Raw genomic sequence first — 18,257 nt, 5'->3', positions numbered from 1 at the left:
TTCAACATGTTTGGCGTCAGCACCGGCACCGGGCGAGCGTGGTGGGATGCCATCGACCCACGTCCCGTCCGACTCTCGACCTCCCGCGACCCGTCCCCGCAGGAGAGCCTCCGGCGTCGTCGTCCTCGCCGCGGCGACGACCCTGCTGCTGTTCGCCGAAGCGACTGTGCGGCAGCCGGCCCACGCCGCCGGAGCATCGACGGCGACCGCTCGACCGACGATCCAGCCGATGTCGGCCAACGGTCTCTTCGCACCGGATCAACCGGTCACGTTCGCAGTCGGTGCCGCGGGGACACCGGCGCTCGCGGACGTGGGCTGGCGGATCACCGACGCCAGAGGCGTGCTCGTCGAAGCCGGCGACGCCGTCGTCGGTTCCTCCGGACGAGCGGAGATCCGTCCGACTCGACGTCTCAACGCGGGCACGTACCGCGTGACGGCGCACGGCCCCGCTCTGCCCGAGACGTCCTTCCGGTTCGTCCGGACGCCGGGCGTCGAGCACCGTGACGCCTTCTTCAACGTCACGATGAACGGCTCGCCCGGGCCGGTCGCCGCGGCGCTCCCGACACTCGACGGGCTGGGCGCCGCGGGCTTCCGCCAGGACCTGCAGTGGTCCACCGTCGAGAAGGTGCCGGGCGTGTTCGACTTCCGCAGCACTGATGCGCGAGTGGACCCCATCGTGCGCGACCGTGGCGTCGCTCCGCTGTTCGTCCTCGACTACGGTCACATGGCGTACACCGGCGGCGCGATGACCCCGCCGGACGTCTCGGACCCGGCGCAGACAGCAGCCTGGCGCCGGTTCGTGTCCGAGGCGGTGACGCACATGCGCGACCGGTACCCGGACGCCGACCGCTCGTTCGAGATCTGGAACGAGTGGACGAACACCCACGGCACCCGTTCCGCCGACCCTGCCGCGTACATCGCGCTGTCACGGGTCACGGCCGCGACGATCAGGAGCGTCGACCCGGATGCACGGATCGTCGGGCCGGCCGAGAACGCCGTGTCGTCGGGCGAACTCCGCTGGCTCGACGAGTGGTTCCGGCTCGGTGGTGCCGACCACATCGATGCGATCAGCGTGCACCCGTACAACCAGCCGTACGCGCCGGAGCACTGTGTCGCGACGAACCCGTGCATCGAGAACGCGCTTCGTTGGCTCCGGGACAAAGCGGCGAAGTACCCCCGTGCGAACGGCGAACCGTTGCCGATCTGGATCACCGAGGTCGGATGGCCGACCCCGAACGGCAGGCCAGGCTGGGTCTCCGAGGACGACCAGGCGGCGTTCCTGGTCCGGACCCACGTGCTCGCCGCGCAGTACGGCGTCGAGCGGGTGTTCTCGTTCGAGATGGCCGCCCCGGACCAACCTGATCCGGACGGCAGTGCCAGGACCTTCGGGCTCGTCGACGCGCCGAGCCGCGCGTACGAGCCGAAGCCCGCTGCCGCTGCGTACGCGACGATGCAGCGCCAGCTCGCCGGCATGCGGTTCGCCGGTCAGTTCGTGACGGGTGCCGTGCGCGAAGCCCGGTTCGTCTCGGCCGACGGCACACGCTCGGTGCGGGTCGTGTGGCAGACCGCTGACCGGTTCGACGAACTGCCCATCAGTGTGGGTCTGCCCGGCGACGGCACCATCGTCGACGCCTACGGGGGCACGAAAGCCGTCCGGGGAACCGGTGGCAAGCTCGCGATGTCGGCGACGTGGAAGCCCCGGTTCGTGGTCTGGAATGGGTGAACCGGCGGACCGCCTCACGCAACTCGACGGGCTCCGCGGCCTCGCGGTCCTGCTCGTCGTCGCGTCGCACACCGCAGAGTCGGTCGTCCCCTACGGCGGGGTCGTCGGGGTGACGACCTTCTTCGTGCTCTCCGGCTTCGTGATCACCCGGGCGCTCCTCGACGAGGCCGAGCGTGCCGGGCAGATCCACCTCGGCCGGTTCTGGCTCCGCCGCGCGGCACGGCTGCTCCCGGCGTGGACGGCCGTCCTGGTGGTGGTGACCGTCGCGGTGATCGTGCTGGCAGACCCGATCCGCGGTGATCTGCCCCGCGTCCTCGCCACCGTCGGGTCCTACACGGGCAACCACGCCCGGGTGCTCGGCGTCGAGCTCGGACCGTTCGAGCACACCTGGTCGCTCGCCGTCGAAGAGCAGTTCTACCTCGTCTGGCCCCTCGTCCTCATCCTGCTCGGCGTCCTCGCCCGCACTCGGCCCCGCGTTGCCGTGGTCGCGCTCTGCGGACTCGTCGGTGCTGCGGTCACCTGGCGGGTCGTCGGCACGGTCGTGCTGCCGTACGACCGCCTGGCGTACGGGCTCGACACGAGCGCCGCCGCCCTGCTCGTGGGTGCGCTCGCCGCGTTCGCCGTGCGCACGGGCAGTCTCCGCGGTCTCGGTCAGATCGACTTGCGGACCGGACGTCCGAGCGCCGTCGTGCTCGGGGTCGGCGGCGTGGGCGCGACACTGCTCGTGGTGCTGTCGGCGTGCACGCTGCCGATCACGGTCGGGTCCCTGCCCGGTGCGGCTCGCTGGGTCGAGACGGCAGCGGTGGCGGTCGCAGCGCTCGTCGTCGTCGCAGGGGCGCTCGGTGGTGCTCCCGCGCTCGACCTGGCGATCGCTCGCTGGTTCGGGACCATCTCGTACGGGCTCTACTTGTGGCACTACCCGCTGCTCCGAATCGAGCCCGGGGGTGACCCGTCCACCGGTGTGGTGCGCCTGGGGCTCGCTCTGGTGGGCATCGGTGTGGCCTCGGCATCGTGGTACCTGCTCGAGCGGCCGGTGCTCCGCGCGACACGGTCGTGGGGCAGACACCCCACGACCCGTCCCGCGGCCGGCGCACCTCAGCGCGTGCGTGGGTGCACGGGGTGACGGTGCCCGGCGTCATCGCGGCCGAACCACCCCTGCCACCGCCCGGCGAGCTGGGCGTGCTGTTGCTCGACCGCGGCGGCGTCGCGCCGGACGCGAGCGATCACGAGCGCGACCACCGATCGGCTGACCCAGTAGCTCGCCTGCCCCCAGCAACCGTGCTTCCGGAGCACTCGCCCGAACCCGCGGTTGTACCGCCTGACCTTTGCGAGGACCGCGGTGGTGGGTCCGTCGTCGCGGAAGTCGCCGTGGTGCACGTGCAGGTCCGCGTCGAAGTCGACCCGCACCCCGGCCTCGACCGCGCGCATGACCAGGTCGTTCTCCTCGCCGGAGCCGAAGGGCTCCACACCCGACCCGAGCGTGTCGTCGAAGTCCCCGATGTCGTCGAGGACCTCTCGCCGGAAGAACACCCCGGAGCAGATGACGGTGCGCGGGACGTCCCGCACCCGGATCCGTCGGGATCGCCCGAGCCACCGGAGCATGGTGCCTCGGCCGGTCGCGTCCTTCGTCGGGATGCACAAACCGCCGAGCCGGGGTTCTTCGTCCACCCTGCTGAACCGGGCATCGATCGCGGACAGCACGCCGGTCGGGTACCAGCAGTCGTCGTCCGGGAACCCGACGAGGTCAGCGCGGAGCGTTCGCATCCCAGCGTTCCGGGCGGTACTCACACCGCTGGCGCCGGGCTGGTGGATGTACTCACCGTCGCCGTCCCGGATCATCGCCGCGAGCCGGTCGGGTACTTCGGGGACCGGGCGCTGCGCGACGACCGAGAGGAAGACCCGGTACGGCTCGGCTTGGATCGACCGGATCGCTCGGTCGAGGTACTCGGGCGGCCGGTTCGTGGCGATGATCAAGTGGAATCGATGGTGCATCGGGCCAGTGTCGTGGCGCATCTCGTCGGGATCCTACTTCTCGGTATGTTGTGGACGAAATACCACGGTTCCACAGGCCGGGTACACCCGGCCCTCGTCGTCCCGGCCCCGCCATCCCTGCAACCGAGCGCTCATCTGCGTGTGCTGGAAGCGCGCTCCGTCGCGGTCGCCACGGACGGTCCGGACGACGGTCCCGACCAGGCCGCGACCGATCCAGTACGCGGCCTGCCCGTACAGACCGTGCTTGCGGAGGACCCGACCGAAGCCGCGGTTGTACCGGCGGACCTTCGCGAGGGTCTCGGTCGTCATACCGGCGTCACGGAAGTCCGGGTGCCGCACCGAAAGGTCCGGCATGTAGCGCATCCGCGCACCGGAGGCGAGGGCGCGGAGGACCATGTCGGTCTCCTCGCCGGCCCCGAAGGGCGTTCCGGAGCCCGTACCGAGGTCTTCGTCGAAATCGCCGAGGCGTTCGAGGACGTCGCGACGCATGAAGATCCCCGAGCTCACGACGGTCCGCGGCACCCGCCAACTCGTGACGTCACCCGGGCGCCGGCGCCAGCGGAGCATCGTGCCCTGCTCGTCGCTTCCGCGGGAGGGGATCGAGGCCGCGTCGAGCCCCTGCGTCGCGAACCGGTGCGAGATCGTCGCCAGGACGCCGTCGGGGTACCAGCAGTCGTCGTCCGGGAACGCGATCACCTCACCGCGGAGTCGAGTCATCCCGGCGTTCCTGCCCCGGCTGACGCCACGGACGTCCGGCTGGTGCACGTGTTCGGCGTGCCCGGCGTCGATGAGCGGCTGCAGCACGGCCAGTGCATCCGGAGTCGGTCGCTGCTCGACGACGGTGACGAACACCGACACCCCGGCGCGCTCGATCGTCTCGAGGCAGCGGGCGAGGTGGTCCGGCGTCCGGATCGTCGAGACGACGAGGTGGAAGCGGTGGTCGGCGTTCACGCGTGGGCCTTCGTGCGGGCGAAGAGCTCGGCTGTCGGCGAGCCTGCGGTGTGCCAGTCGAGGAGGCGCTGCTGGACGGAGCCCAGCCGCTCCCGGAGCTCGGCCGTCCGGGCGCGGATCCCGTCACGGTGTCGGGTGGCGATCTGCATCTCGTGGACGAGCTCGTCGACGTCGTGGCCCACCGTGAGCGGCGCGGGGCCGTCCGTGACACTGCGCCAGAAGTCGTCACACTTCGACGCGTACGACAGCGGGACAGTGGGCACGTCGAGCGAAACCGCCGCGATGGCGCCGTGGAGTCGTTCGGACACGACCAGGTCGCATCCCGCGATGGCGGCCATCGTCGTCGGGACGTCGATGTACTCGTGCACGACCGCCGGTGTGCGCAGGCGGGCGGCCAACCCGTGCGCCGCCATGCGGTCGGCCCCGGACAGCGCGAACGCGACGACCTCGGTGGTGCCGGTCGCGGCCGCGTGCCGGTCGACCGCCTCGGCGATCGTGTCGACGTCGAACCTCGTGGTCGGATCAGATCCGATGCTGACGCCGATCCGGCCGTCGGGCCGGACGGTGCGTTGGACGTGGACGAGCTCGGGGTAGAGCAGCGCCGGATCGCCCACGACGTCGACCGGGCACAGGTTCGTGGTGACCTCGTGTTCGGTGAGCGGCCCACGGACACCGTGCAGCGCGAACCGGTCGAGCGAACGCCAGGCGTCCCACTGCTGCGGTTGTGTCCCGAGCGAGTAGCTGTCGTCGGCGGCAGCTGCCCCGAGACCGAGTCCGATGGTGCCGGTCGCGCCGAAGTACCGGGTCGCACGGTCGACGTGTCCGGCCCAGGACGCGAACCCGACGGTCGTGCCGCCACCGAGCAGCACGAGCCGCTCGCGACCGATCAGCCGGGCGCGGTCGCGAACGAAGCGCGGTGAGCGGCGAGCGTAGTCCCGCCGGGTCAGGGGCGCCTCGACGTCCAAGGGGTGACGGAGCGCGGCACGCCAGGTCTCGTGCAGGAGGTCGTCGCCGAAGTTGCCGTACCCCTGCCAGCCGAGGTAGACGAACGATCGGGGCGGTGTGCTGCGGGTCATCGGGCTTCCTTCTGTTCGGTGGTGGCGGTCGAGTCGTTGCGTGCGCGTGACGAGCGGCGAGGGCTCTCGCTCACCGGCGCCGAGGGCTCGTAGTTGTAGTAGGTCTTCATGCGTCGCTGGGCTGGGAGGCGGTTCACCACGAGCCCGAGCAGTCGTGCGCCCACCTGCCGCAGGGTCTGCTCGGCCGCGACGAAGTCGGCGCGCCGTGTCTGTCCGTTGACGCTCACGACGAGCAGGACCCCGGAGCAGATGGCGCCGAGGACGGCGGGGTCGGTCACCGGGAGGAGCGGCGGGGCGTCGACGATCACGACGTCGTAGCGGGATTCGAGCTCGCGGACGAGGTCCGCCATCCGGCTGGAGCTCAGGAGTTCGCTCGGGTTCGGCGGCACCCGCCCCGCAGCGAGGACGTGCAGGGGGTTGTCCCCACCGACCTCCTGGATGGCATCGTCGAGCGCGACCTGTCGGGTGAGCACGGTGGACAGGCCGACGCGGCTCTCGATCCCCAAGTACGTCCCGGTCGTCGGGCGTCGCAGGTCGGCGTCGACGAGCAGGACCCGCGACCCGTTCTGCGCCAGCATGAGCGCGAGGTTCACGGCGGTCGAGGACTTGCCCTCGCCCGGGGTCGCGCTCGTCACGACGATGCTCTGCGGACCGCCGTCGAGGTTCGTGTACGTCAGGTGCGTCCGCAGCTGCCGGAAGCTCTCGGCCCGGGTGCTGTAGCGGTTGTCGACGGCGACGAGGGGGTGTTTCGCGATGGTGTCGTCCACCCCGAACTCGCCGAGCACACTCGCCGTGGTGAGGCGCCGGAGCGCGTCGAACGACCGCAGCCGGGTGTCGAGGACCTCGCGGAGGACTGCCTGCGCAACACCGAGTGCGAGGCCCGCGAGGACGCCGATCGCGAGGTTGACCGGGATCCGCGGAGCGAACGGCATCGTCGGTGCCTTCGCCTGCTGGAACACGCTGAGGTGGACGAGGTCGCTCTGCTGCGATGAGCGCTCGACCTCGTCCACGACGGCGACGAGCTGCGTGGTGACCGCGTTGGCGATCGCCGCCGCACGGGCCGGCGACGTTGACGTCGCGCTGAGCGAGATGATCACGGTCTCGTCAGTGGAGGACGCCGTCACGACCTTCGAGAGGTCGGTGCCGGCCGGGAGTCCGAGCTGCTTCGCCGCGGCGCCGAGGACGCGCGGGGTCAGTGCCAGCGCCGTGTACGACTTCACGCGCGCCGCCGAGAAGTTGTTGCCCTGACTGAGGTCGGTGACCGACGAGCCGGCGGCGACCGAGACGAAGACCTCGCTCGAGGCGCGGTACTCCGGCGCCTGCACGAGGGTGACGCCGACGGCAGCCGACGTGGCGAGGAGGACCAGCGCGAGCGCGGAGATCCATCGCCGTCTGATCACTTCGAGGAACTGCGAGAGCGTCACTGGGGGCCTTCCGGGAGGCGATCGGATGTGTGATACTTATCGTAGATGATATGAAATACCACCGCAAGCGACAGTGGAATGGAGGGGGATCATGCCGGTCCTCGGAGCCGTCTTCACGGCTGTGCTCGCCGTTGCGCTGATCGCCCGTCGGACGTGGCTCCCCGCGGTGATCGGCGTCGCCGGCGGCCTGCCGTACACGGCTGCCGTCGTCGCCGGAGGGAACGGCGTGCCCCTGTTCTCGACTGCGGCGCTCGCGTCGGGCATCGCGCTCCTCGGGACCCGCCCGCTGCGCACCACGCACTGGTCGGCGAACGCGCTCGCAGCCTTCGTCGCGTGGGCGACCATCGCCACCGCCGTCGCCCCCTGGATGTTCGCCGGCGTCCGTGTCCTCGTCCCACGTGGCGGTGTGGACGGTCAGGTGCTGGACCCCGGGTACCTCACCTACTCGATCAGCAACCTCGCGCAGCTCGGGTACCTGTTGCTCGCGGTGTGCGCGTTGCTGTACCTCGTCCGCGTCGGGGCGGCAGAGACCGCGCTCCGGATCGCGCTGGTCGTCGGCACGGTCGTGACCACCGTGCGCGGGGTGCTCGTGCAGGCAGGTGCGGACGTGCTGGCACCCCTGATGGACACGCTGCCGGGGGTCGCCTACGCGTGGGCGCTCCCGGGGGAGCGGTTGCGGGGGGTCTTCAGCGAACCGAGCGAGCTCGCAGCGTTCGCCCTCCCGGCCGCCGCGTACTTCGCCGTCACGGCACTGCGGTCGTCCGGCGGGCAGCGGATGATCTGGGCCGCGGCGAGTGCGTTGTCGTGCGCGAACCTCCTGCAGGCGGCGTCCGGCACCGCTGTCGTCGCCTCCGCCGTCGTGATCGCCGTCGGCCTGCTCGTGGTCGCCGTGCGGTACGTCGTCCGGGGTGGACGCGGCACCGTCTGGTTCGTCCTCGGGGGGCTGACGATCGCGATCGTGCTGCTCGCGGCCGGCCCGCAGCTCGCCGCACCGGTCGAGGCGATCGTGGACGACAAGGTCGGCAGTCAGTCGTACGACTCCCGGACCGGCGCGGACGGCTTCAGCTGGGGGGTCCTCGCCGACACCCTCGGCATCGGCGCCGGGCTCGGCGCGAACCGGCCGTCGTCCTTCGGGATGACGCTGCTGACCTGCGTCGGGATCCCGGGCACGATCGCGTTCGCCGTCTTCGCGCTCGGCGTGCTCGTGCGCGCGGCGCGGTCACCGGCGACCGTCCCGGCCTCGGTCGCGCTCGCCGCGGTGCTCGTCGCGAAGCTCGTCGGCACCCCGGACCTCTCGACGCCGATCCTCTGGCTGCTCCTCGCCGCATGTGCCTCGAGCGTCTGGCGCCCCGTCGCCGAGCCGCCGGAACCGGGACCGGACGCCGCCCGTGCACGACCCGTCACCCTGACAGGAGCCCATCAGTGATCTCGATCCTCATCGTCTGCGAGGGCAACATCTGCCGTTCGCCGTACGTCGAACGCGTCCTCCGGGCGCGCCTCGACGCAGTGCTGCCCGGAGTCTTCCGCGTGGACAGCGCCGGCACCGCTGCGACAGCGGGTACGCCGATGTTCCCGCGTTCCGCCACCGCTGTCGGACAGGACGGCGGCGACCCGGACGCCTTCGTCTCGACGCCGCTGACCGCCGCGGTGCTGCGCGACAGGGACCTCGTGCTCACGCTTGAGCGCGCGCACCGAGCGCAGGTCCTCGACCTCGCGCCGCACCTCCTGCGGTGGACCTTCACGATGGCGGAGTTCGACCGTCTCGTCCGCCCCCTGCTGGACGCCGATGCCGTCGACGAGCGGTTCTGGGCGGAACTCCCGCGCCTCGTGTCCCGCTTCCGGGTCGCGACGGCCCCGACCGACCCGGCGCTCGACGACGTCGCCGACCCGGTACGCGGCGACGAGCACGACTTCCTGACCATGCGCGAGCGGGCGATCTCCGCCATCGCGACCATCGCGGCGTGCGCGGAACGCGCCGCCGCCGACCAGAACGGAGCCGACCGTGCGCGGACTGCTCGTCCATGAGTGGATCGAGGCGGTGGGCGGCGCCGAGCGCGTCGTCGACGCATTCGCCGATGCCTACCCTGCCGCCGACGTGTTCGGGCTGTGGAACGACGCCCCCGGGCGCTACGCGGACCGGCGGGTGGTCGAGAGTGTCCTGGCGCGGTCGCCCCTCCGCGGCAGGAAGGCGCTGTCGATGCCGTTCCTCCCGGCCCTGTGGAGTCACGGCCTGCGCACCGTCGGCGAGTACGACTGGGCGATCGTGAGCTCGCACCTGTTCGCCCACCAGGCCCGTGTGACCGGGGTCGCCCCGGACCGGCAGTTCACCTACGTGCACACGCCGGCCCGGTACCTCTGGAACCCGGAACTCGATGCCCGCGGATCGACCATGCTCGCCCGCGCGGGTTCGCCGGTACTCCGCTCCGTCGACCGCCGTCGCGCCCAGGGGCTCCGTCACGTCGCCGCGAACAGTCGTTTCGTGCAGCAGCGCATCCGCGACACCTGGGGCATCGACGCTCAGGTGATCAACCCGCCGGTCGGCGTGGAGCGGCTCGCTGCGGTCGCCGACTGGGCGTCCGTGCTCGACGAGCGCGACCGCGCTGTCCTCGAGGCGCTGCCTGCCGACTTCGTCCTCGGTGCCTCGCGGTTCGTTCCGTACAAGCGCCTCGACGTCGTCATCGATGCCGGTCGGGCGTCCGGGCGTCCGGTGGTGCTCGCCGGCGACGGTCCGGATGCCGAGCGGCTGCGCGCGCTGGCTGCCGAGTCGAGGGTCGAGGTGCACTTCGTCTGCACGCCCTCCGACGCGATGCTCGCGGCGCTCCTGCAGCGTGCCGCGGTCTACGTGTTCCCTCCCGTCGAGGACTTCGGGATCCTGCCCGTCGAGGCGCTGGCCCTCGGCACGCCGGTGGTCGCGAACGCCGAGGGCGGGGCTCGCGACTCGGTGCAGGAAGGAACGAGCGGCACGCTCCTCCACGACCTCGCGGATTCGACCCTGGCCGCAGCGGTCGACGGTGCCGTGCGACTCGACCCAGCGGCCTGTCGTGCGCGCGCCGCCGCGTTCTCGACCGAGCGGTTCCAGCGCGAGATCGCGGAGTGGACCGGCATCCCGGTGGGGGGCCGGACCGGCTGAGGGTCCGCGGGGGTGGACCGGACCGCCTGGAGGCCCGGTGCCGGTCCGTCGGACCTGCACCGGGCCTCCAGTCGGTCGCTAGCTGGCTGCGCTCAGCAGGACGCGCTCGATCTGCGCCACGATGTGCGGCGTCGCGTAGCGCGCGGCGGAGTGGCGCCCGTTGCGGGCGAGTCGGTTCCGTTCCTGCTCGTCACCGGCCAACCGGAGGATCGCGTGCGCGAGGGCATCGACGTCGCCGGGACGGACGAGGAGCCCGTCCTCGCCGTGCGTGAGCACCTCGGCAGGGCCGCCAGCGTCCGCGGCGATGACCGGTCGACCGAGCGCCATCGCCTCGGTGACCACCTGCCCGAACGGCTCCGGGCGGCGGCTGGCGTGCACGAGCAGATCGCACGCGCTGATCTCGGCATCGACGTCCTGCCGGTGTCCCCGGAACTCGACCACCGCCGTCAGGTCCAGCTCCGTGACCAGGGTGTGCAACTCGGCGGCGTGGTGGTCGTCGGTCCCGAAGTGCGCCGCGCCGATCAGCCGGAGCCGCGCATCGGGGTCGAGACCGAGCGCGCGGGCCGCGGCGAAGGCGCGGACAGCGATGTCCTGCCCCTTCCAACGGGTGAGCCGCCCGACCATGCCGATGGTGAACGGGCCGGGTGCCGACGGGGCGGCCTGGTCCGGGAGGTCCACGGGGCAGCCGATCACCGCGGGTGCCGGACCGGACCGGCCGAGGGAGCGGGCCGTCGTCCGTGAGTTGGCGATTCTGGCTGCGGGGAGCGTCGTCAGCGCCGCGCGGAGTACCAGGGTGTTCGCGCGGGAGGCACCGGCCGCTCCGACGACGTCGTGGACGTACGCCACGACGGGGATGCGTGCGAGCCGGCCGGCCAGTCCGCCGTACACGTGCGCTTTCGCCGAGTGTGTGACGACCACGTCGGCGCCGAGGTCGCGGAGCCGTCGCGCGAGGGCCCGCGTGGAGCGGAGTGTCGACACTCCCTTCGCGAGGAGGCCCCCGGCCGCATCGGCTGCGTGCTCGGTCACGGACGGGTCGAGCGCGACGACCTCGTGCTCGACGCCGAGCCCGGAGAGCAGGGACTCGAGTGGCCCGTGTTCACCGAGGACGACGATCACCTCGGTCTCGACCCGGGCGGCGGCCACCCGCGCCACGAGGAGCTCCGCCCCGGACAGTGCTGCGCTGTGGGTGAGCATGGCGACGAGCGGGAGGTTCCGGGTTGTCATGCATCTAGAATACCAGTATTCTATAGAGCGTGACATTGAAACGTCACCGGGGCGACAGTGCCAAGCGTCATCCGCCTCGCCGCGATCCCAGAACGGAACCCGACATGCGTCACACCTCCCGCACCGCCCGCATCGCCGCCACGACCCTGGCTGCGATCGGGATCCTCACCGTCGTCACGGCGTGCTCCGGCACCGGCGGCGACGAGCCCACCAAGAAGCCGACGGCCAGCTCGAGCGCCAAGGCAGACGACCGCTTCTCGACGCCGCCGGCCGACATCCAGAAGGCGACGGCGGAGTGCGCCGACGGCAAGGTCGTCATCGACCAGAGCAACAAGGACGTCACCGTGGGCGACTGCGCCTCGGTCGAGATCACCGCGAGCAACGCGGTCGTCCACCTCGGCAAGGTCGACGCGCTCGTCATGAGCGGCACCATCAACGACGTCGACGCCAAGGAGATCGGCAAGGTCACGGTCAGCGGCAACGGCAACCGGGTCACCACGGACGGCAAGCCGAAGGTCACGGACAAGGGCGCCGAGAACCTGTTCGTCACCCGCTGAGTCCGACCCGACCCGAACGGAGGACTGCCATGACCCGCACGACCCTGCCGGACTGGCAGTCCTCCGCTCCGCTCGCGACCGCGGCAGCCCGTGGCGGCATCGTCACCGCCGCCGGCACCGCGACCCGGTTCCTCGTGCAGCTCGTCACCGTCGTGGTGATCGCCAGGATCCTCGGCCCCGCCGAGTACGGGTTCGCGGTCGTCGTGCTCCTGCTCAGCGGTCTCGCCGAGCTCCTCCGCATCGGTGGCATCGGAGCCCTCGTCATCCGTGCGCCGCGCCTGTCCGCCGGCGTCGCCTCCTCGCTCCACCTCCTCAGCGCCGCAGCCGGACTCGCTGTCGGCGCTGCGCTGGCCCTGTCGGCGCCGGCACTCGCGGTCGTCCTCGGCTTCCCAGCGTCCGGCAGGTCCGTGATGCTGCTCGCGGTTCCCTTCGTGGTGGCCGGGGCCAGCGCGGTCCCCACGGCGCTGCTCGCCCGCAACCTCCGCTTCCGTGCCCTCGCCCTGCTCGAGGTCGCGTCGATGGTCTCCGGCGCCGCCCTGGCGCTCGTGCTCGCGATCGCCGGTGCGGGCTCGTCGGCGCTCGTCGCCCAGGCGCTCCTCTTCTCGCTCGTGCTCGGCATCGGTTCGATCGCCGTGTGTCCCTGGCGCCCGACCCGCCCCGCGCGGTGGTCCGCCGTCCGGCCGGAACTCGGCTTCGCAGCGAACGTCACCGCGGTCCAGGTCCTCAACTTCGCGGCCCGCAACCTCGACAAGGTGATCGTCGGGGCGTCGTTCGGCCCGCTCGCCGCCGGCTTGTACGCACAGGCCGGGCAGCTGCTCACGATCCCGCTGGAGCAGGTCAACGGGCCGCTCCAGCGCGTCGCGGTCCCCGTGCTCGCCAAGGTCGCCGACGACCGCGAGCGCTTCCGGCGCTACTACCGGCACCTCACAGCCCTGACCGGGTACGTGCTGTGGCCGACCTTCGCGGTGCTGGCAGTGCTCGCCGACGCCGTCGTCACCGTGCTGTTCGGCCCCGCGTGGGCGGGCTCGGTACCGATCTTCCGCGTGCTGGTGCTCGCTGGCATCGCGCAGACTCTCGGCTACGTCACCGTCTGGGTGTTCGTCGCGACCGGCCAGGGCGCTCGTCAGACCATCTGGGCGCTCGTCAGCCGTCCACTCGTCCTCGCCTCGTTCTTCGTCGGCCTGCCGTGGGGCGTCACCGGGATGGCGTGGGCGTTCTCCGTCAGCTCGCTCGTCCTCGTCGTCCCCGGCTTCGTGGTCGCTGGTCGACGCCCAGGGCTCGGGCTCCGTGACCTCGTCGCGCCGATCGTCCGCCCCGGCATCGTGGCCGTGGCGGTGGGTGGTGTCACGCTCCTGACCCGGCTGCTCGACCTCGGCCCCTGGCTCGCGATCACGGTCGGCGGCGCTTCTGCGCTCGTCGTGCTCGCCCTTGCCGTCGTGCTGCCGGGCATCCGCCGCGACGTCATCGCGATGGCGCGCCACGTCGTGCCCGCCCAGTTCGGGCGCACCACCGCAACCACACCCTGAGAGAGCGAGTCCGCCGTGCCCGTCTCCGCCGTGCCCGTCTCCGTCGTCGTCCCGGTCGGTCGACCCGACACCGCCCTGAGCGCGCAGCTCGGGGCGATCGCCGTGCAACAGCACGAGGGCGACGTCGAAGTCGTCCTCGCTGCCAACGGCGTCAGGCCCAGCGTCCTGCGCCCGTTCGTCGACGCCACGGAGTGGCCATCCGGCTGGGCCGTGCGCGTCGTCGACGCGACGGACGTCCGTGGGCCGAGCCACGCTCGCAACGTCGGCTGGCGCGCCGCACGACACGACATCGTGCTGTTCTGCGACGCGGACGACGTGCTCGAACCCGGATGGATCTCGGCGATGGCTGTGGCCGTGCAGCAAGACGGCATCGGCGGCGGCCGACTGGCGTACGACCTGCTCAACGCACCCGCGCTCGCGGCCCGGGTGACCGCGTCGACGACGGAGCTGCCCGTCAAGTTCCGGCACCTGCCCTACACGCCGAGCTGTGCGCTCGGCGTGACCCGCGCGCTGCTCGAGGCCGTCGACGGCTTCGACGAGTCCTTGCACTGCGGCGAGGACATCGACTTCTGCTGGCGGGTGGCTGCGGCTGGTTCGCCCATCGTCTTCGTCCCGCAGGCGGTCGTCCAGTACCGCTTGCGCAGCGCGGCCCGCGGTGCGTTCCGCCAGGCGTACCGCTACGGCGTCGACGATGCGCGCCTCCTGCGGGCACACCGCGCCGCCGGTGCACGGTGGCGCGCGGTCGACGGGGTCCGTGAGCTCGCATCGACGGTCAAAGCCGTTCTGCTCGCCGGCACCGGCCAGGAGGCCCGGATCACCGCCGCCTCGCGCGTCGGCGCTACCTGTGGCCGGTTCGCAGGCTCCGTGCGGCACCGCATCGCCGCCTTCTGATCGCAGTCCGCCGCTGAGCGGCCAGGCCGCCGCCCGTCGTCACGACGGGCGGCGGCCTTCGTCGTTGGTGAACGTGAGCTGTGGGCTGTGGGCTGTGGGCTGTGGCAGGGCGGTCGGCGGTCGGCGGTCGGCGGTGGGTGGTGGGCCGGTGCGGTTGCGGTTGCTGGGTTGTCGTGCCGGTGCCGGTGCCGGTGCCGGTGCCGCTGGCGTTGCGCGTTGCGCAGGTGCCGGGGACGCCGAACGGCCCGACCCCTGGGTGGGGTCGGGCCGTCGGGTCCTGCTGGGGTGTTACTGGGTGACGTTGATGGTCGTGACCACCGCGTCGCCGATCAGGTTGCCCTTCGTGATCTGCTTCGTGTAGAGCACGTAGACCTGCGGGGTCAGCGTGCGGCTGATCGTGATGGACCACTCGCCTTCGGAGTTGACCGTGGCCTCGCCGAGTCGGCTCGTGGTGCCGCCGAGGACGACCTTCGAGCCAGCCTGGCCGGTACCGGTGAACGTGATGCCGGTTCCGGGGACCTGTGCGCCCTCGGCCGGGGTGTTCACGACGACCTGGGTCGCCGTGCCGTAGTCGAGCGTCGCCGTCTTGGCGGGGGAGACCTCACCGTCGACCGTCTGGGTGACGGTGAAGGTGCGGACGCCCGCGACGGTGGCCGGGATCGAGAGCGAGTACTTGCCGTCGGCGCCGGTGGTGGTGCCGATGACGGTGCTGCCCTCGCGGACCACGACGGTCGCGCCGGTCTGAGCGTTGCCGCTGATCGTGGCCTGCTTCTCGACGTCGGCCTGGAACGAGCCGGCCGCGGTGAGCTCCGTGACCTGCTTGTCCTGCACCGTGACGGTGATCTCGGCCTGCTTCGTCAGCCCGCCCTTGCTCGTCTGGAGCGCGTGCAGCTCGTAGAGGTTGGGGGTGAGCTGCCGGGAGACATCGACCGTCCAGGCACCGTTGGCGACCTTCGTGTCACCGATCGACGAGGTCTTGCCGCGCATGTCGAGCTTGGCGCCGGTGGCGCCGGTGCCCGTGAAGCGGATCTGGCCGTTCGTCACGGTGGCGCCGTTCGCCGGGGTGGAGATCACCGGGGCGACGGGGTTGCCGTAGTCGAGCGAGCGGTTCAACGGGGCGGACACGGCGCCGTTGACGGTCTGGGTGACCGTGAACGTGTTGACACCGAACTTCGCCTTGGCCGGCGGGATCGTGATCGTGTACCGACCGCCGGTCGCCTTCGCGGTACCGACGATCGAGCCGTCAGCAGCCTTCACGGTGACCGTGGCGTCCATCTGGGCCGCGCCGGAGATCGTCGCCGGCAGGTTCTCGTCGGTGGTGTTGAACGCCGCCGTCGCGGTGAGCGGGGTGACCGCCTGCTCGTCCGTGACCGTCACGGTGATCGCCTGCTGGGTGGTCAGACCGCCCTTGGTGGTCTGCACCGCCCACAAGTTGTAGAGGTTGCTCGTCAGCGGGAAGTCGACCTTGGCGGTCCACTCGCCGTTCACGACGTCGCCGCTGGCGATCGCGTTCACGGTGCCACGGACGGTGACCTTCGCGCCGGTCTGACCGGTGCCGGTGAAGGTCAGGCCCTCCTTGTTGACGGTCGCGCCGTTCGCCGGCGAGGTGATGTTGATCGGCGTCGGCGTGCCGTAGTCGAGCGAGACGTTCACGGCTGCGGAGGTCTTGCCGTTCAGCGTCTGGGTGACGCTGAACTCGTTCACGCCGAACTGTGCGCGGTTCGCCGGGACCGGGATCGTGTAGCGGCCGTCGCTTGCGACGAGGCGGCCGATCTCGTTGCCGAGGCTGTCCTTGACGACGACGGTCGCGCCGGTGGTCGCCGCGCCCGAGATCGTCGCGGGCTTGGTGACGTCCTGGTCGAAGGCGCCCGTGGCGGTCAGCGCCGTGGAGAACTCCGAGGCGTTGATCGTGAACGAGACGGGCTTCGAGTCGGCGTTGCCACGGACCGGGGTCTGCGTCGCGGTGAGGTCGTAGACACCGTTGCCGAGGTCGAACGTCGCCGGGGCGGACCAGTTGCCGTTGTCATCGACCACTGCAGCGGCCACGACGCGGCCGGACGTGCCCTTGACCTCGACACGTGCGCCCTTGTCACCCGTACCGGAGAACACCGGACGCTTCTGGTCGACCGTGGAGCCGTTCGCCGGGGTCTGGACGACGAGCGGGGCCGGGTTCGCCGGGGCCTCGGTGCGGATCGTGAAGTTCACGCGCTTCGTCTCGGCGGAGCCCGTGAGTGGGGTCTGGGTCACGCCGAGGTCGTAGAAGCCCTCGCCGAGGTCGAAGTCCGCCGGAGCGGACCACTTGCCGTCCTTGACCGTCGCCGAGGCGACGACACGGCCGGAGTTGCCCTTGACCTCGATGGTCGCGCCTTCGTCACCGGTACCGGAGAACGTCGGACGCTTGGTGTCCACGACCGAGCCGTTGGCCGGAGTCTGGACGACGAGCGGTGCTGGGTCGGCCGGGATCTCGGCTGCCTTGAGCGTCGTGATCGCGACGGGCGTGGTGGAGGTGTATCCCGGAGGTGCCGTGAACACGGTGAACAGGGTGGCGTCGGCTGTCGGCTGCGTGGTCGCACGGATCTTGAAGGTGCGGGTGGCGACGCCCTTGGCGACGTTCTTCTGCGTGACCGCGGAGACGTTGGTGGCCTTGTAGGTCAGCGTCTGGAGGCCGTTCGAGTTGGTTCCGGTGATCCACTCGTCCTTCCACACGCCGTTGTTCGTCCCGGCGGGGAGGTCGTAGACCTCGTAGCCGCGGGGCATGGTGAACAGCCAGGAGTACGAGGTTCCGCTCTCCATGTCGACGCCGGTCTCGCCGGTCTTGGCTCGTGCGTTCCAGGAGACAGTGCCCTGGGTGCCGTTGGCGAAGGCGTCGCCGGTGTTGGGTTTCCCGGTGAGGTTGTACGTCCCGAGCGTCGTCGAGGGCGCGCCGATGGTGATCGTGACGTTGACGCGGTCGACCTCGGTGCCGTTCACCTTCTGGATGATGGTGCGGCCGTTCGCACCGACGGGGAGGTCGCGGACGGTGAGGGACCACTTGCCGGTGCCGTCCGCGGTGGTCGCGAACGAGGTGCCGCTGACAGTGATCGCGGCGCCGGGGGTGGCGGTGCCGGAGACGACGGCAGTCTTCGCGACGTTGTCCACGGAGTCGACCTTCGCAACGAGTGGGGACTGCGCGGGGCGCATGTCCTTGCCGCTCGCAAGTTCAAGGCTCGACTGGTTGCCAGTCGACAAGCCTGAACCGTTGTGCCACATCGCCCACGGGGCCATCGCCAGCTGACCGGTGGAGTAGTAAGTGCCACTCTGAGCTTGAACCGAGTCGCAGGCTCCCATGAAGAACAGCCGTCCGCCGAAGTCCCAGCCAGGATTCTGTACGCAGCGACCGTCGCTGTTCTTGATGATGCCTGTTGATCCCTTGGCGGGGATCTCCCATCCTGGAGCGGCGTTCTGCAGTGCCGCTTCGTACGTCGAATACCACTTGGAGCCGAAGTTCTTATCAACAGCGGCGTACTGCTCGTTGAAAGGGTATTTGAAGACGATCTTGCCGGTCAGGCGATCACCCGATGCGGTGGGGGACGGGGCCGCGGAAGCGGCGGAGGCGGCCGGACCGAAGGACAAGCCGGAGACGAGCGTGGCTGCGGCGAGACCTGCCGCGCCGAAGGACTTGAGGGCCGTTGCCCTCTTCTTTCGAGACATGTGACGTTCTTTCGGGGAGGGCCGCCGTAAATCCGCGGCACGGTGGGGGATCGCAGTCCAGGACCTCTCGGCC

14 protein-coding genes are annotated in these 18,257 nt (G+C 71.0%); 8 read left to right on the top strand and 6 right to left on the bottom strand.

What is annotated here, in order from left to right:
• Positions 1–46 precede the first annotated feature (46 nt).
• A complete protein-coding gene (locus EDF51_RS14340; protein ID WP_123937406.1) occupies positions 47–1,723 on the top strand; it encodes a glycosyl hydrolase in 1,677 nt (558 codons plus the stop codon).
• Positions 1,716–2,846: an acyltransferase gene (locus EDF51_RS14335; RefSeq protein WP_131881258.1), complete on the top strand. Its 1,131-nt coding sequence runs from the start codon at positions 1,716–1,718 to the stop codon at positions 2,844–2,846. The genes EDF51_RS14340 and EDF51_RS14335 overlap by 8 nt, the downstream gene beginning before the upstream one ends.
• Here EDF51_RS14335 and EDF51_RS14330 read toward each other — a convergent pair.
• From EDF51_RS14330 to EDF51_RS14315, 4 genes are read right to left on the bottom strand one after another with little or no spacing between them, the layout of a single operon-like run.
• Positions 2,819–3,715: a glycosyltransferase gene (locus tag EDF51_RS14330; RefSeq protein ID WP_165932429.1), complete on the bottom strand. Its 897-nt coding sequence runs from the start codon at positions 3,713–3,715 to the stop codon at positions 2,819–2,821. The genes EDF51_RS14335 and EDF51_RS14330 overlap by 28 nt on opposite strands.
• Positions 3,716–3,748: 33 nt before the next feature.
• Positions 3,749–4,666: a glycosyltransferase gene (locus EDF51_RS14325; protein ID WP_159571017.1), complete on the bottom strand. Its 918-nt coding sequence runs from the start codon at positions 4,664–4,666 to the stop codon at positions 3,749–3,751.
• Positions 4,663–5,742, bottom strand: coding sequence for a polysaccharide pyruvyl transferase family protein (locus tag EDF51_RS14320; protein WP_123937410.1), 1,080 nt, complete (start codon positions 5,740–5,742; stop codon positions 4,663–4,665). The genes EDF51_RS14325 and EDF51_RS14320 overlap by 4 nt, the downstream gene beginning before the upstream one ends.
• Positions 5,739–7,166, bottom strand: a complete 1,428-nt coding sequence (locus tag EDF51_RS14315) for a polysaccharide biosynthesis tyrosine autokinase (protein WP_134195413.1) — start codon at positions 7,164–7,166, stop codon at positions 5,739–5,741. The genes EDF51_RS14320 and EDF51_RS14315 overlap by 4 nt, the downstream gene beginning before the upstream one ends.
• Before the next feature lie 91 nt (positions 7,167–7,257).
• Between EDF51_RS14315 and EDF51_RS14310 the strand changes: the two genes are divergently transcribed.
• The 3 genes from EDF51_RS14310 to EDF51_RS14305 are packed head-to-tail and all read left to right on the top strand — an operon-like array spanning position 7,258 to position 10,296.
• On the top strand, positions 7,258–8,592 hold the full coding sequence (locus EDF51_RS14310) for a hypothetical protein (RefSeq protein ID WP_165932427.1): 1,335 nt from the start codon (positions 7,258–7,260) through the stop codon (positions 8,590–8,592).
• A complete protein-coding gene (locus tag EDF51_RS19975; protein ID WP_165932426.1) occupies positions 8,589–9,191 on the top strand; it encodes a low molecular weight phosphatase family protein in 603 nt (200 codons plus the stop codon). The genes EDF51_RS14310 and EDF51_RS19975 overlap by 4 nt, the downstream gene beginning before the upstream one ends.
• Positions 9,169–10,296 carry a glycosyltransferase gene (locus EDF51_RS14305; RefSeq protein ID WP_131847612.1) on the top strand — a complete coding sequence of 376 codons (1,128 nt, stop codon included), beginning with the start codon at positions 9,169–9,171 and terminating at the stop codon, positions 10,294–10,296. The genes EDF51_RS19975 and EDF51_RS14305 overlap by 23 nt, the downstream gene beginning before the upstream one ends.
• A gap of 78 nt (positions 10,297–10,374) precedes the next feature.
• Here EDF51_RS14305 and EDF51_RS14300 read toward each other — a convergent pair whose 3' ends face one another.
• The gene (locus EDF51_RS14300) at positions 10,375–11,520 is read right to left on the bottom strand and encodes a glycosyltransferase (RefSeq protein ID WP_166673563.1); all 1,146 of its coding nucleotides are present in this window, start codon (positions 11,518–11,520) and stop codon (positions 10,375–10,377) included.
• A gap of 104 nt (positions 11,521–11,624) precedes the next feature.
• Here EDF51_RS14300 and EDF51_RS14295 point away from each other — a divergent pair, with 104 nt between their 5' ends.
• Genes EDF51_RS14295 through EDF51_RS14285 form a run of 3 tightly spaced genes read left to right on the top strand, consistent with a single transcriptional unit; the run spans position 11,625 to position 14,494 of the window.
• Positions 11,625–12,077, top strand: a complete 453-nt coding sequence (locus EDF51_RS14295) for a DUF3060 domain-containing protein (protein ID WP_123937414.1) — start codon at positions 11,625–11,627, stop codon at positions 12,075–12,077.
• 29 nt (positions 12,078–12,106) lie between these two features.
• Positions 12,107–13,603 (top strand): lipopolysaccharide biosynthesis protein, encoded by a 1,497-nt coding sequence (locus EDF51_RS14290; protein ID WP_134195410.1) that lies wholly within the window; start codon positions 12,107–12,109, stop codon positions 13,601–13,603.
• Between the two features lie 15 nt (positions 13,604–13,618).
• Entirely contained in the window at positions 13,619–14,494 is an 876-nt protein-coding gene (locus EDF51_RS14285; protein ID WP_133937485.1) for a glycosyltransferase, read from the top strand.
• Positions 14,495–14,782: 288 nt separating this feature from the next.
• On the opposite strand, the gene EDF51_RS14280 is transcribed toward EDF51_RS14285, so the two are convergent.
• Positions 14,783–18,184 (bottom strand): Ig-like domain-containing protein, encoded by a 3,402-nt coding sequence (locus EDF51_RS14280; protein ID WP_166673404.1) that lies wholly within the window; start codon positions 18,182–18,184, stop codon positions 14,783–14,785.
• Positions 18,185–18,257: the final 73 nt, after the last annotated feature.

The organism is Curtobacterium sp. PhB25 (genome assembly GCF_004365375.1).
In the GTDB taxonomy this organism is placed as follows: domain Bacteria; phylum Actinomycetota; class Actinomycetes; order Actinomycetales; family Microbacteriaceae; genus Curtobacterium.
The sequence above is the reverse complement of the archived record's forward strand: the minus strand, read 5'-3'. Positions and strand labels throughout refer to the sequence as shown.